Source organism: Acinetobacter sp. YH12236 (genome assembly GCF_013417645.1).
GTDB lineage: Bacteria > Pseudomonadota > Gammaproteobacteria > Pseudomonadales > Moraxellaceae > Acinetobacter.
In genome coordinates, this window is the sequence record NZ_VPDM01000021.1 from 12,732 (window position 1) to 27,494 (window position 14,763).

A 14,763-nucleotide genomic window follows, 5' to 3' on the forward strand; every position below is an offset into this window, starting at 1 on the left:
TCTAGTACTGATATTTTATAAATTTTTACTCTTAGATAGATGAGGATTGAATCAAGAATAAGTTTTTCGTCATTGTTTTGGTTAGGGAAATATATTAGAAAATCAAGTTGATATATTGGTTATTAAATTTTATTCGTAAGCGTCCGCTGAATCCCATACCTATTTTTTAATTCGATTTAGGTTTCCAGCAGTGCGGCAGCAATTCTTCAATTTGGGTCACTTTGTGTGTCGGTAACCTTTTCAGCACATCACTTAAATAGGCATACGGATCCAAGCCATTCAGCTTTGCTGACTGGATTAACGTCATGATGTTTGCCGCTCGCTGACCACTGCGCAGCGAACCTGCAAACAGCCAGTTCTTGCGCCCCAACGCCCAGGGACGCATCTGATTCTCGACCCAATTGTTGCATATCGGTAGATTGCCATCATCCAGATAGCGGCTTAAAGCTGGCCAACGCTTCAGAGTGTAATTGATGGCCTTGGCGGTGGGAGAACTCGATGGCACTGTCAGATGATGTTGGTTGAGCCATTCATATAGTTGTTGCATCACTGGTTGACTATGCTGTTGTCGGTATTCGCGGCGGTCTTCCGCTGTACCATCGGTCTTTTTCCTGAGTTCTGCTTCTATCGCATACAGTTTCTGAATCAGCACTAATGCCTGTTCAGCGACCTGACTTTTCCCAGTTACATGCAGTTCATGGAATTTACGACGTGCATGGGCCATGCAGCCCACCTCAATGACCTGGCCTGATTTAAAGCGTGCTTTATAACCACTGTAATCATCACAGACTAGATAACCCTGCCAGCCTTTCAAGAACTCTGCAGCATGCTGGCCTGAACGACTATCCTGAAAGTCATAGATCACCGCCTGAACTGGATTGTACTGTGTGGTGGCATAGGCCCAGACATAACCTTTCTTCGGTTTTTTATTATTCTCACCCATCCGCATGATGGTGACCGGTGTTTCATCTGCATGCAGCACCTGCTGTTGTAGTACCACCTCTTTTAAGGCATTGGCCAGAGGTTCCAGTTCTACACCGCAGCGACCTATCCAGTCAGATAAAGTTGATCTAGAAAGTTCGATTCCCGCCCGCTGATAGATCAGACGTTGACGGTACAGCGGCAAATGATCGGCATACTTCGATACCAGCACATGGCTGAGCAATTCAGGTGAAGCAATGCCTTTATCAATCACATAGGCGGGCATCGCTTGCTGAGTCAGAGTGTCACACTGATCACAGACCCATTTACCACGCACATGCTGTTCCTTATAGAACTGTGCCGGTCTGAAATGCAGTTTTTCACTGACATCTTCGCCGATACGACGGAGTTGGCAGCCACAAGCACATTGGGTTGATGCAGGTTCATGCTCAATACGGATGGTGTGTAGATGATCTGGCAGTGGTCGACGTTTAGGTTTATTGGTTTTGGCTTTGTGTGTCACTGCATCGGTTTTATCTGCATTTAGCCGTTCCAGTTCTAGATCAACCGCGGCAATATCTTCTTCAACCGCTTCATCCCACAGGTGGATTTGTTTTGCAGTGAGATGTTCGTTTTTACTGCCGAATTTGTGCTGTTTAAATAGTGCGAGTTCATGCTCGTATTTTTGATTGAGAATAGAAAGATGTTGAACTTTAGAATCTAATTGCTGATTGGTGACTTCAAGATGTTGAACTCTGGCATCTAATTGCTGGTTTGATTTTTCTAATTCTTGATTTGATTGTGCCAGAGACTGATGCTGCATCGCCAACTGCCTGGTGAATTCCAGCAGTTGTTCATGGGTCAGTTGGCTTAAGTCAGGCAGCGTATTCATGACCGCAGTATGCCTGAGGTCATGAGAAGAATGAAATAGAACGTTTGGAGAATAGCGGAATGGAACAGCCTGGTTTAAAGCATCGTCACCACCTGCTGTCGTCCAATGCGCTGCCAGGGCAAACCCTGAATCAGTGCCTGTAACTGTTCCGGGCTGAGGGCCACGGTTTCACCTTGGTGAACTTGAGCCCAGTGAAATTTGCCCTGTTCCAGCCGCCGGGCACACAGCCAGATGCCCAGTCCATCATGTACCAACACTTTCATACGATGACCACGTTTATTACAGAACAGGTAGGCGCAATGCGGTTTGATGTAGCCAAAGGCTCTCACCACCTGAGCCATGACAGTATCCATTCCTGCTCGCATATCCATGGGCTGGGTAGAGAGCCAAATTTCATTGATACGGATCATGTTGCCAGTGCCTTGAGTAATTCTGCCAAGGCAGGTATTTCTGATGTCTGCCATTTTAGCTGAATATCATTATTCGTATGAGGCACGGTGATACACAACGTGATCCTCTCATCAATAGGTTGGCTGATTGCAGCAGTGTAAGGCAAAGCAATAAATGCTGGATTCACATGAGTAGGATCCTGCACGGCACCCTCATGATGGCTGAAGATCCTGATCCAACGACTGACAAGGTTGGCATTAATACTATGTTGCAGTGCGACCGAAGCGATCGAGGTATTAGGATTTTTGCAGGCATTGACAATACTGAGTTTGAATTCTTTGCTGTATGTTCTGCGTTTTTTAGCAACAGGAGGTGTTGCTGAATATATATCCATGTTCATGGATTAAGTCCCCACTTGTTTTTAGGTGGGAACTAAATTAAGGCTTATAGGATCGCTTGGTAAGGCTGTGTTAGCCGGATGCTTACTTTTATTCAGCCTATTTTCTCTTAATAAGAAAGAGATGATTTGGTTTATCTATCTAAGTCCTTTGTTCAGTCAGAGAAAATTATCAAAATTGCGATGCACAGCCTAAACGATCGTGCTAGACTAGGAGAAATCGGGTGTGCTCCCGATTTTTTTATGCGGTTTATTCCGCGCTGACAAGAATTTAGGTTTACAACATGCCCATTTCAGAGACATGGTTATTACCTGATGGTGTAGCTGATGTATTACCAGAACAAGCGCAAGTCATCGAAAGCCTGCGCCGTCAATCACTGGATTTCCTCGCATCTCGAGGTTATCAGCTGGTGTACACGCCATTTATTGAATACATTGAATCTCTATCTTCTCTCTCAGAATCGAATCAGGATTTAGACTTAGCCACTTTTAAAGTGATCGACCAGCTGTCTGGCCGCTTGCTTGGTGTGCGTGCCGATATGACACCACAAGTGGCTCGTATCGATGCGCATGTACATCCAGTGGAAGGTGTGGCTCGTTATTGCTATGCGGGTACGGTTTTACATACAAAACCTCAAGGATTTAATACCACACGTGCACCATTGCAATTAGGTGCAGAATTATTTGGTTCAGACAGCATTGATGCTGACGTGGAAATGGTTGACCTGATGATCAGCCTGATTCAGGAAGCGGGTCTGGCCGACGGCGTCCACCTTGACTTAGGTCATGTTGGTCTGTTCCGTAGTCTGATTGCACAAGCGGGTTTAAGTAAAGCAACCGAACGCCAACTGTCTGATCTGTATCAACGTAAAGCATTGCCGGAACTGGCTGAATTTACTGCAAATCTTAAGTTTGGTTCAGACTTCTATACGCTTGGCCGCTTTGCAAGTGACCTGGATGCCTTAAAAACGAATTTAAGTGCTGAAGTATTAGAAAATCCAGCCTTCAAACAGGCATTTGATGCACTGCAAACCACCAAAAATGAAGTTCAGGTGCGCTGGCCGAATCTGCATATTGGGATTGATGTCGTCGAGTTACGTTCATACCATTATCACACCGGCCTGATGTATGCAGTTTATGCACCAAACCGTGCTGCGGCACTGGCACAAGGTGGCCGTTATGATGGCATTGGTGAGCATTTTGGTCGTGCACGTCCGGCAACTGGTTTCTCTTGTGACTTATATGCTTTAAGTGCAGGCAAGTTTGCTACAGCTAAAGTTGTGGTAGCACCTAAGGGTACAGATGCTGCGCTGTTAAATGCGATTCAGGCAACCCGTGCACAAGGCTTAAGTGTAATTCAGTTATTAGGTAATGATGATTTAAACTCAGTACCGTATGCAACTCACCAGCTGGTGAATGTGGACGGTGAGTGGACTATCAAAACGATTTAATCGCTTTAATTGTTTTACTCAGTGTTCATGTCGCTGAGTGGGACTTTCAACTTTAACAGCATGATGTAATGAGGCTATTATGGGCAAGAATGTTGTGGTACTTGGTACCCAATGGGGCGACGAAGGTAAGGGTAAAATCGTCGACCTGCTCACAGATCAAGCGGCTGCAGTAGTTCGTTATCAAGGCGGACATAACGCAGGTCATACTCTCGTGGTTGGTGGTAAGAAAACTGTATTACACCTCATTCCATCAGGTATTTTACGTGAAAACGTATTGTGCTTAATTGGTAATGGTGTGGTTCTTTCACCTGAAGCGCTCATCAAAGAGATGGATATTCTTGAAAAAGAAGGCGTGCCAGTACGTGAACGTCTACGCATTTCTCCAAACTGTCCATTGATTCTTCCACACCACATCGCACTTGACCAAGCTCGTGAGAAAAAACGTGGTAATGCGAAAATTGGTACAACTGGTCGTGGGATTGGTCCTGCTTATGAAGATAAAGTGGCACGTCGTGCAATCCGTGTTGCTGACCTGGTACGTGGCGGCGAACATCTGAAAGCTCAGCTTGAAGAATTGCTTGAATACCACAACTTCCAATTGACTCAATTCTTCGGTGTTGAAGCAGTTAAAGTTGAAGACGTACTTGCGCTTTGCGACGAATGGCGCAAAGTGATCGAGCCTATGGTTATGGACGTGACTGGTGAACTTCACGCTTACCGTAAAGCTGGCAAGAAAATCATGTTCGAAGGTGCGCAAGGTTCATTGCTTGACGTTGACCACGGTACATATCCGTACGTGACTTCTTCAAACACGACTGCTGGTGGCGTAAGTTCAGGTTCAGGTCTTGGTCCATTACACCTTGACTACGTTCTTGGTATTACTAAAGCGTATACTACTCGTGTAGGTTCAGGTCCATTCCCAACTGAGTTGGTGTATGACGCTGCAACAGATACAGGTGATGCAATTGGTAAACACCTGGGTACTGTAGGTTCAGAATTTGGTGCGTCTACTGGCCGTCAACGTCGTTGTGGCTGGTTCGATGCTGAAATCCTGCGTCGTTCAGTAGAAGTGAACTCACTGTCTGGTATTTGCTTGACTAAACTTGACGTTCTTGACGGTTTGGAAGAAGTGAAAATCTGTGTAGGTTACGAAGCTGCTGATTCTGGCTGTGTTGGTTCTTCTGATGCGCTTGCATTTGAAACTTTAAAACCAATTTACGAGACTATGCCAGGCTGGAAAGAATCTACTTTCGGTGCGAAATCACTAGATCAATTGCCACAAGCGGCAATTAACTATGTGAAACGTCTTGAACAATTGATTGAATGTCCAATCGACATCATTTCAACTGGTCCAGACCGTGAAGAAACCATTATTCTTCGCCACCCGTTTGATGCTTAATTCTTTAAGCTGAAAATGATAAAAAACCCTGTGATTTCACAGGGTTTTTTATTTGAGCGAGCTTATAAAAATGATTGAAAACCTGTTTGGATTCTTTATGATGTTTTGACCTTATATATTTGAGAAGGTCATGAAATATAAAAATTTATTGGCGGGGATGGTCATTGCGACCACATTAACGGGGTGTACTACGGTTGCAGATTTGATGGGAGCTGATTCAGCGACATTAAATCTGAGTGCAGCACAAAGCTATAATCAGATGCTGACAGAAGCCAAGCAGAAACAGATTCTGGATACGACTTCTGCCACCTATAAAAAAGTAAATCGGGTTTTCCTGAAAATGAAGCCGTATGCGGATCAACTGAATCAGACTGGGCAGAAGTTTGACTGGCAAGTGGCTGTGATCAAATCTAACGAGATTAATGCCTATGTCGCACCAGGTGGCAAGGTGGTGTTCTATACGGGTATTGTCGACACACTAAAACTTACAGACGATGAAGTTGCTGCCATCATGGGACATGAAATGGTGCACGCGCTTGAGGAACATTCTAAAAATAAGGTAGGAGCGCAAGCACTTACCGATTTGGCAGTAAGTATCGGTAGCAAGTATGTCGGGCAGTCCGCTGGTGGTTATGGTGGGCTACTGCTGGATATGGGTGCTCAATTTGGTGTGGGCTTGCCATTCTCACGTAATCTGGAAAGCCGTGCCGATAAAGGCGGGCTCATGCTAATGGCACGAGCGGGCTATAACCCGAATGCAGCGATTACGTTGTGGCAAAAAATGAATGCGCAAGACAGCCGTGGCAATAGCGTCCTGAATAAATTTACATCTACGCATCCAACAAATGATGACCGAATTGCAGTCTTGCAACAGCTGATGCCTGAAGCGATGACGGTATATAAAGCTAAGAAATAATTTGGAAATTCAGGACTAAAGTCTTAACAGCAAGTGCTGTGCAGTGGCATGGCGCTTGTTAGAATAAAACAAAATAAAATATGAGTATGCAGGATGCATAAAAATATCTCGGGAACGATGTTCTATTCTTTGTTATTCGCGATGGGCGGCGCACCGACCATTGCGATGCTGATTATCCGTGCCCAAACTCAGGATCCTGACATTATTTACGGTGCATTTATTGGCTTGAGTGTGATCATTGCCTGTGTATTGGTACCGGTCATCTTGTTACAGAATGCTTTTCTATTTTTTAAGCGTAAAAGTGAAATTTTAGAAGAAAAAATTAAACCTTTGTGTTATTTATATTTAGGTTTAAATATTGTCTGTCTGATTTATTGGCTTACGATACAGTATTGGGATTAAAATTACATAAAATATAACAAGATGAAGTAATTGTACATTTAGTTGCTCTAGCCTTTAACTTATAATTTTTTACAATGTAAATTAACCTTTTGCTTATGGTGGAGTCACTATAATGAAAAATAAATTCTTGTTAGGTATGGGTGCAGCCGCAGCCATTACTTTGTCTGGTTGTACAACTATTGCCGATATTGCAGGTGCAGATACTGCGACTTTAAATGCTTCAGCCAGCCAAAGCTACAATGCCATGGTGGCAGACGCTAAAGCGAAAGGCCAGCTGGATACCAGTTCAGCGACATATAGTCGTATTAATGCTGTTTTTAACCGTTTAAAACCTTATGCCAACCAGCTGAACCAGACGGGTACTGCATTCCAATGGCAGTTAGCCGTACTAAAATCTGATCAGGTCAACGCTTTTGTCGCACCTGGTGGTAAAGTGGTGTTCTATACCGGTATTGTGAATAAGTTGAATCTGACCGATGCTGAGATCGCAGCCATTATGGGTCATGAAATGGTCCATGCCCTGGAAGAGCACGCGAAACAGAAACTTGGTGCACAAGCCCTGACTGATCTGGCATTGGGTATTGGTTTAAATGCAGCGGGCGTAGGACAAGGTGGTGCTGCAATAGCACAATTGGGTAGCCAGATTGGTATCGGCTTGCCTTACTCACGTAACCTAGAAAGCCGTGCTGATCAGGGCGGTTTAACTCTCATGGCGCGTGCTGGTTATAACCCGAATGCAGCGATTACTCTTTGGGAAAAAATGAACAAGCTTGAAGGTGGTAGCACTGGCGCGACTTTCCTGTCTACTCACCCATCGAACAGTCAGCGTATCGCAGCAATGCGTCAAAATCTGCCAGCAGCAATGCAGATCTATAATAAACGTTAAGATTGCGTAATTTGAGGGATTCGCGATTTTAATGATGAAAAGCAGGGCAGTAGTCCTGCTTTTTTATATTTAAAATCTTAAGGCAATAAAAAAGGCAAAGTTTTCACTTTGCCTTTTTGTGCTAAAGACCGGGAAATCTTAGTGGTGGTGACCACCTGCACCGTGTACGTGACCGTGATCAAGTTCTTCTTGAGAAGGTTCACGGATAGACACGATTTCAACTTCGAAAGTTAAATCTTGACCAGCAAGCGGGAAGTTAGCATCAACAACTACGTTGTCACCTTCAACTGCTTTAACAGTTACGATTTGAACGCCGTCATCAGTTTGTGCTTGGAACTGCATGCCTGCCTGGATGTTGTCTACGCCTTGGAACATTTGTTTAGGCACTTCTTGCACTAGCTCTGGGTTATATTCGCCATAGCCTTCAGCAGCAGGAACATTTACAGTGAATTTTTCACCAACAGTTTTGCCTTCTAAAGCTTTTTCTAAACCAGGGATGATGTTACCTGCACCGTGCAAATAGGCAAGTGGTTCACCTTGAGATTTGTCGAGAGTTTCACCCTCTGCGTTAGTCAATGTGTAGTGGAAAGAAACCACGAGGTTATTTGCAATAGCAGTCATATTAATTGATCCATTCAATTTTTTAAGGGTACATCATAAAGTGAAATTGTATTTTTGTAGACTAAAAATAGCAAAAAAATGCAATTTGACATGTTTAATGACGATTTTTTCATATATGAGGACAATATTTACAATTTCAATGCAATTTCAGCTTGGGTGCAATTTTTCGTGTAACAAAGTCTTTGGCAGTTAACAGGCCAGCATGGGTATAGCCATGAATGGTGGCCTGATGAATCCGGTACAGGGATACATACATGGATTTCGCGACAAAGCCTTGAACATTGACCTGACCCAATAATTCACCGACAGCGCTGTTTTGACTTAAAGACACTAATGAGCCTTTGTCAGAAAACTTGAACATCGGTAAATAGCTTTCACCATTAATGCGTGCTTTTAAGGCTCTGACCAGAAAAGCGGCCTGCTGGCTGGCGACTTGCGCACGCGGGCCTAAAACCGGTTGATCTGCTTCAGGCTGACAATGCGCACAATCACCAAAAACGAAAATATCCGGGTCTGACAGAGTTTGCAGAGTTGCATAAACTTTTAGGCGATTAATATTGTCTTTTTCCAGCTCTTTAAGTTTTGCCAGAACTTCAGGTGCTTTAATTCCAGCAGCCCAGACTTTAATTTCTGCTTCGAGGCTTGAACCATCTGCAAAATAAATCTGGTCTTCATCGACTTTAGCGACCCTATGACTGGTTAATACCTCAATACCTAGACGATCGAGTTGCTCCATGGTGTGTTCAGCCATTTTCTCAGACAGTGCAGGTAAGATCCGATCAGCGGCTTCAATCAAAGTGATTTTGACTTTATTTGGATCAATCTTGTTCAGACCATATTTAAAAAAGTTTTGTTTGGCGATCACCAGCTCGGCAGCCAGTTCTACACCAGTTGCACCGGCTCCAATAATGGCAATTTTAAGCTCACGGGAAGAGGTTTGATTTTGAGCATTGAGATAAAGATGCAGCAGATCCTGCTGGAAGACATCAGCCTGCTGGCGGCTGTCGAGAAAATGACAGTATTGGGCAACACCTTCCGTATTAAAATCATTGGAAGTAGAGCCTAGTGCCAGCACCAGCGTGTCATAGCTGATGTGTTTCTTCTGTTTAGGCTGGGATTTTTTAGAAAAGTAATCTGTTTCCAGAATAATTTCTTTAGCCTTACGATCCAGATCAACAAATGTTCCCAGCACAAAGTGATAATGATGAGCCGCAGCATGACTAAAATAATTGGTTTCTTCTGCATGCGGATTAAGTGTACCTGCAGCAATTTCATGCAATAAGGGTTTCCAGATATGCGTCAGTTTCTGATCTACTAGGGTAATATGCGCTTTGCCACTTTTGCCTAAGGTTTCGCCCAGTTGAGTAGCCAGCTCCAATCCACCTGCGCCACCACCTACAATTACGATTCGATGTGCTGTCATATATTATTAACCTATTTATTTTTCTAATAAAAATAAGAGAAATTTAGACCAAATATACTATGGCATGGGCAGCAGGCCGTCTTGATTAGAATTGTTATACAAATTACAAAACGTAGCAATTATGGCAGAAGAGGTAAAATCGACGAGAGAAGAGAAGAAATCTATGGTGGGAGTTAGAAGACAAATGAGGGCCTTCTAACTGTATTCAGCGTTTATTTCTGGATTGGATAGAGTTTGGCACTTGGTGCATTTTCTGCAAAGATGCCAAAGAAGCTAGATAACCAGCTCAGGAATTTCTGGAAGAAACCGGCTTCTTCAAGTTCCACCATATCTTCAATCTGGATGGTACGAATAAGCTGATTATTCTGATAGACATGAATCGTCGCTAATGGCATCACTTTGGCCATAGGTGCAATTAACTCAGAAGCAGTCATTTCTACATTGATATGAGTTTGGGTTTCATGGAGCGGTTCAATGCTTTGCATTACACCATCACCTGTATTCAACATTACCCGTTGATGGTTTTGATCGAACTGGTTCAGGTCAATGGCATAATTCTGATCATATAAAGATGTCGTAATAATCTGCGGCTGTTTAGTCTGAACCTTAAACATTTTCAAAGTCGATTTGATCACCGGTAATTCAGCGAGTAGCTGTTTGTCTTTAATGGCGACTTCATTACGGGTATAGGTATACGCCAGATTCATCAACTTATGCGACACTTCAGCGCGTTTGGCAGCACTTTTGGTACCTAGAACTACCACGATCAAACGACGGTGGGGCAGTTCCATATCATAAGTTGGACGATTGGCGGTGAGCGCCAGGTTATAGCCGGCTGCACGAGTAAAGCCAGTTTTTAAACCATCGACGCTTGAGTCCACTTGCAACACACGGTTAGTGGCACGGTGGAAATGGTTGTTATAGCTAAAACTTGGCTGTTTGGAATAATACAGATAGTCCGGAGTCTGATTGACTACAGCTGCCGACAAACGCGCCAGATCCGCTGCAGTAGAATAGTGCTCAGGCATGGTAATACCGGCCGGATTCTGGAAATGGGTATGAACCATACCTAAAGCTTTTGCTTCCCGATTCATTCGCTCGACAAAGCTCGGAATATCACCTGAAATTTTTTCTGCCAATGTCACAGCAGCATCATTCGCCGACATGATAATCAGACCTGCCAGAAGTTGATCAATCGAAATCTGCTCACCTTCTTTCAGGTACATTTGTGACTCATCCCACATCACTGTTTTCACAATCGGTGTTGCAGTTAATACTTCACTTTTATCTAATTTACCCGCCTGAATTTCTTTCAATGCAATATAAGCGACCATCATTTTGGTGAGGGAAGCTGGAGCACGTTGAACGTCGGCATTGTGTTCGGCAATGACCTGGCCTGACTGTGAGTCAAGAATGGTCCAGGCTTCTGCTTCAACGCTTTCAGGCAAAATATTCAGAAGGGCAGCATATGAAATTGCAGGCACAAACAGGCTGAGAACTGCAAGCAGTGAGATGATGTATTTCAAAGGTGTTCCTTAATAACCAACCGGTCGATGAACGATTTAATTTTCACGCATGCTATGCCTTTTTTTTAAGGATAGCTAGTCAGAAATGTAGACAAATGCGACAGCTAAGCAATACTGGCCTAAAAAATGCTAAGCTAAGCTATAACTCATTTATTTGTATTTTATATCGCCCATTATGTTGCATTATCAAATCGAATTTGACGATTATCGTCAGCACCTTATTCACGTAACTCTTCGCTTTTTAGCAGACCCAACGCAAGTCCTTTCTTTACCGACCTGGATTCCGGGCAGTTACCTGATTCGCGAATTCTCCAAACATATTGAAGCGGTCAAGGCTTATGATGAGGACGGACGCCAGCTACAAATCCAGAAGTTTGAAAAGAATAAATGGCGTTTATTCAATACGGATCATGAACTGATTACGGTGGAATATGATGTCTATGCGTATGACCTGTCTGTTCGTGGTGCATATGTGGATCAAAACCGTCTTTATGTGAACCCGGCTTGTGCATGTTTAGGGCTGGAAGGTCAGGAACATAAAGAAATTGAAGTAGAAGTATTCTTGCCGGATGAGCTAAAACATTTCCAGCTTGCGACAGGTATGCAGGCTAAAAGTCTGGTCAAAGGTCGTTATACCTTAAAAGCTAAAAACTATGCTGAACTGATTGATGCACCGTTTGAACTGGCGGAGCAGACCCGTTTCAGTTTTGAAGCCAATGGCATTCCGCATGAGTTTGTAGTGTCAGGCAAACATGCGATGAATGAACAGCGTATGAAGCAGGACATTGAGAAAATCTGTGCGACAGAAATTTCCATGTTCGGTTCTGCGCCATTCAATGATTATACCTTTATGACCATAGCAACCGGTAACAGCTATGGCGGTTTGGAGCATCCAAACTCAACCAGTCTGATTACACCGCGTGATGATTTCCCTAAAGTAGATGAGCCTGAAGAGCCATCGAAAGATTATCAGCGTTTCCTTGGCCTATGTAGTCATGAGTATTTCCATTCATGGTTAGTGAAATTTATTCGTCCAGAAAACTTCGTGAATTATGATCTAAATAAAGAAGGCTATACCTCTTTGCTTTGGATCTTTGAAGGGTTTACGTCGTATTATGATGACCTGATTTTGCTGCGTAGCGGTGTTATCAATCAGGAATCTTATATTGCCTTGCTCAAAGCGCAGATTGATCGTTATCTGCAAAACCCGGGACGTTTTATTCAGTCAGTATCTGAGTCTAGCTTTGATGCCTGGGTAAAATTCTATCGTCAGGATGAAAACTCAAATAATGCCGGTACCAGCTACTACAATAAAGGCTGTTTAGTTGCACTTTGTCTGGATCTAGGTTTACGTCTGCGTGGCTCAAGTCTGGACGCTTTGATGCGTAAGCTATATGAAAATACGCAAAATGGCATTCAGGTCAATGAACGCACTATTTTCGAATTGTGTCAGGAATTGACTGGTGATAACTGGTTAGAACAGATTAATCACCTGATCAATACTACTGATGAATTGCCATTAGATCAGTTATTACCTGAATTTGGCGTGAGCTATACGCTGAAAAATGACAAGTCATTACCATTTGGTTTGAAACTTGTAGATAAGCCTGAAGGTGTGCTGGTTCAGTCTGCACGTCGTGATGGAGCAGGGGTGAAAGCGGGCCTTTCAGCGAATGATGTGATTGTGGCGATTGATGGACTTAAAGCAACGACGAAACTTGTCGAGAAATATGCGAAACAGGAAGGTACTTATACTGTCCATGCATTCCGTCGTGATGAGCTGATGACTTTTGACGTTCAAAATGGTGGTTCTGAACTGACTGAAGTTGAATTGAAAGTTGAAGATCAAACTAAAGCTGAGAAATGGTTGAAAGCTTAATTTAGCATTTGCTGTTTTAAAAAACCGGTGTTGATGCACCGGTTTTTTTATTGCATTAAGTTTTAGAATAATTATTTAACGATCAGTCGTGAGGTTCCACGGAATTCAGCCACGATTTGATCTTTCTGATTCAGAATCTGAATATCGTAAATCCCACTGCGACCGCTACTGGCTTTATGTTCAGCTATGGCGGTAAGGGTATCACCGAGCAGTGCCGGTTTCAGATAATGAATACCACAATGTTGGCCGACTGCTGGATGTTCGCCGGTATTGCAGGCAATCGCAAATGCAGCATCAGCTAATGCAAAAATCACAGCGCCGTTACAGGTCTGATGCCCCTGTAAATGTTGTTCAGACACTTTAAGTTCAATCTTCGCATGATTGTGGTTATAAGAAATTAGATGCGCACCGAGATACTGAATTAACCGGTCCTGATTAAACATCTGGTTCACTTGCTGATCCATTGCAAAACTCCTTTTTTAGATACACTTATTTTAAAAATATTAATTATATGAATCATAAATAGCACTCTAGGAGATAAATAACAAGCGAAAGCCAGATGAATGATGAAATGCAGCCATTTTACTTATCAAAATAAAGCGCCATGAAAATGACGCTTTTAGGGATTAAGAATTAGTTACCACGATAGGTTGAATAACCATAAGAGCTCAGTAATAAGGGAATATGATAGTGCTCCAAAGCACCGTCAATCGTAAATACCACAGGTACTTCAGGGAAGAAGGTGCGTTGATTATTGGCCTTAAACCAGTCACCGGTTTTGAAGGTCACTTTATAGATGCCTTTCTGTAAAGCTGTATCTTTAGGATAAAACTCTTTGATACGGCCATTGGCATCTGTTTTTAACTCATTCAGTTTTATCCACTTGTCACCTTGCTGAGCTTCCAGAATCACCGCGACATTGGCGGAAGGCAGACCAGTTTCCTGATTCAGCACATGCACACTTAAAGGATTCTGTGCAAAAGAAAAGCTTGCTGTCGCCGCTAGAAGAGCACCAAAAATAATTTTTTTCATAGGTCTGTTCCTATTCAATAGATAGATAAAATTAAAGTTGTTTTAAAGTATGTTGAATGCCTTGTGCGGCACATTGATGATCCTGTTCAGAGCCACCAGAGCCTGCAACGCCAACAGCGCCAATGAGCTGGTTTTTATAAACCACAGGTACCCCGCCGCCCAATAATAACAATTCATCCAGGGTATTTAAATTTTGTGCATCCGGGTTCTTTTGTGCATGACGCATGAAATCCAATGTACTGGTCTTAGTCGAGTATGCAGTAAAGGCTTTACGCTGTGATGCAGTTAAATTGTGAATTCCGACAGATTCATGCCGTTGACTGGCCAAGACATTGCCGCCTTGATCCAGTACTGTGACTGCAGCGGGTTTGCTGGCTTTCTGACAAGCTTGCATGACGTTCTCAGTAAGCTGATTTGCTGTACTCAAGTCCATAATATAGGCCGTTTTTAATTCAGCATGGCTTAAGCTAACCATTGCTAAACTCGCTAGATATAAAAATATTTTTCTCTGATTTAATCTACTTCTCATGATAATGTTCAGTCATATAGAAATTGAGAAGATCATAATCAAAGAATGGAAGCTCATGGATGACAATCAGATTACCAATTTGTAATCTTTGCGCCGTAT

Annotated in this window: 15 protein-coding genes; 6 read left to right on the forward strand and 9 right to left on the reverse strand. The window is 43.1% G+C overall.

Annotated elements, in window-relative coordinates:
- Positions 1-166 precede the first annotated feature (166 nt).
- The 3 genes from FTV14_RS10220 to FTV14_RS10230 form a co-directional block, all read right to left on the reverse strand.
- Positions 167-1,813, reverse strand: a complete 1,647-nt coding sequence (locus FTV14_RS10220; protein ID WP_180053856.1) for an IS66-like element ISAba16 family transposase — start codon at positions 1,811-1,813, stop codon at positions 167-169.
- Between the two features lie 74 nt (positions 1,814-1,887).
- Complete coding sequence (gene tnpB / locus FTV14_RS10225; protein WP_035270816.1) at positions 1,888-2,223, reverse strand: IS66 family insertion sequence element accessory protein TnpB; 336 nt, start codon at positions 2,221-2,223, stop codon at positions 1,888-1,890.
- The gene (locus FTV14_RS10230) at positions 2,220-2,603 is read right to left on the reverse strand and encodes a transposase (protein ID WP_001055589.1); all 384 of its coding nucleotides are present in this window, start codon (positions 2,601-2,603) and stop codon (positions 2,220-2,222) included. The genes tnpB and FTV14_RS10230 overlap by 4 nt, the downstream gene beginning before the upstream one ends.
- Positions 2,604-2,884: 281 nt before the next feature.
- On the opposite strand from FTV14_RS10230, the gene FTV14_RS10235 reads away from it, so the two are divergent.
- From FTV14_RS10235 to FTV14_RS10255, 5 genes are all read left to right on the forward strand, one after another.
- Complete coding sequence (locus FTV14_RS10235; RefSeq protein WP_004815411.1) at positions 2,885-4,051, forward strand: ATP phosphoribosyltransferase regulatory subunit; 1,167 nt, start codon at positions 2,885-2,887, stop codon at positions 4,049-4,051.
- Between the two features lie 79 nt (positions 4,052-4,130).
- The gene (locus tag FTV14_RS10240; RefSeq protein WP_004784184.1) at positions 4,131-5,450 is read left to right on the forward strand and encodes an adenylosuccinate synthase; all 1,320 of its coding nucleotides are present in this window, start codon (positions 4,131-4,133) and stop codon (positions 5,448-5,450) included.
- Positions 5,451-5,580: 130 nt separating this feature from the next.
- Positions 5,581-6,366, forward strand: a complete 786-nt coding sequence (locus FTV14_RS10245; RefSeq protein ID WP_159123237.1) for a M48 family metallopeptidase — start codon at positions 5,581-5,583, stop codon at positions 6,364-6,366.
- Positions 6,367-6,459: 93 nt separating this feature from the next.
- Positions 6,460-6,768 carry a hypothetical protein gene (locus tag FTV14_RS10250; RefSeq protein WP_180053857.1) on the forward strand — a complete coding sequence of 103 codons (309 nt, stop codon included), beginning with the start codon at positions 6,460-6,462 and terminating at the stop codon, positions 6,766-6,768.
- Between the two features lie 112 nt (positions 6,769-6,880).
- The gene (locus tag FTV14_RS10255; protein ID WP_180053858.1) at positions 6,881-7,654 is read left to right on the forward strand and encodes a M48 family metallopeptidase; all 774 of its coding nucleotides are present in this window, start codon (positions 6,881-6,883) and stop codon (positions 7,652-7,654) included.
- 138 nt (positions 7,655-7,792) lie between these two features.
- On the opposite strand, the gene slyD is transcribed toward FTV14_RS10255, so the two are convergent.
- The 3 genes from slyD to FTV14_RS10270 form a co-directional block, all read right to left on the reverse strand.
- The gene (gene slyD, locus FTV14_RS10260) at positions 7,793-8,275 is read right to left on the reverse strand and encodes a peptidylprolyl isomerase (RefSeq protein ID WP_004784172.1); all 483 of its coding nucleotides are present in this window, start codon (positions 8,273-8,275) and stop codon (positions 7,793-7,795) included.
- A 136-nt stretch (positions 8,276-8,411) separates the two neighbouring features.
- A complete protein-coding gene (locus tag FTV14_RS10265) occupies positions 8,412-9,698 on the reverse strand; it encodes an NAD(P)/FAD-dependent oxidoreductase (RefSeq protein WP_180053859.1) in 1,287 nt (428 codons plus the stop codon).
- Positions 9,699-9,910: 212 nt separating this feature from the next.
- The gene (locus FTV14_RS10270) at positions 9,911-11,224 is read right to left on the reverse strand and encodes a D-alanyl-D-alanine carboxypeptidase PBP6B (protein ID WP_166136076.1); all 1,314 of its coding nucleotides are present in this window, start codon (positions 11,222-11,224) and stop codon (positions 9,911-9,913) included.
- Positions 11,225-11,399: 175 nt separating this feature from the next.
- On the opposite strand from FTV14_RS10270, the gene FTV14_RS10275 reads away from it, so the two are divergent.
- Positions 11,400-13,103, forward strand: a complete 1,704-nt coding sequence (locus FTV14_RS10275) for a M61 family metallopeptidase (RefSeq protein ID WP_180004071.1) — start codon at positions 11,400-11,402, stop codon at positions 13,101-13,103.
- A gap of 71 nt (positions 13,104-13,174) precedes the next feature.
- On the opposite strand, the gene paaI is transcribed toward FTV14_RS10275, so the two are convergent.
- The 3 genes from paaI to FTV14_RS10290 form a co-directional block, all read right to left on the reverse strand.
- A complete protein-coding gene (paaI, locus tag FTV14_RS10280; protein WP_180053860.1) occupies positions 13,175-13,567 on the reverse strand; it encodes a hydroxyphenylacetyl-CoA thioesterase PaaI in 393 nt (130 codons plus the stop codon).
- A 169-nt stretch (positions 13,568-13,736) separates the two neighbouring features.
- Positions 13,737-14,135: a hydroxyisourate hydrolase gene (gene uraH / locus FTV14_RS10285; RefSeq protein WP_159123243.1), complete on the reverse strand. Its 399-nt coding sequence runs from the start codon at positions 14,133-14,135 to the stop codon at positions 13,737-13,739.
- Between the two features lie 31 nt (positions 14,136-14,166).
- Positions 14,167-14,610, reverse strand: a complete 444-nt coding sequence (locus FTV14_RS10290) for a heme-binding protein (RefSeq protein ID WP_240904205.1) — start codon at positions 14,608-14,610, stop codon at positions 14,167-14,169.
- Positions 14,611-14,763: the final 153 nt, after the last annotated feature.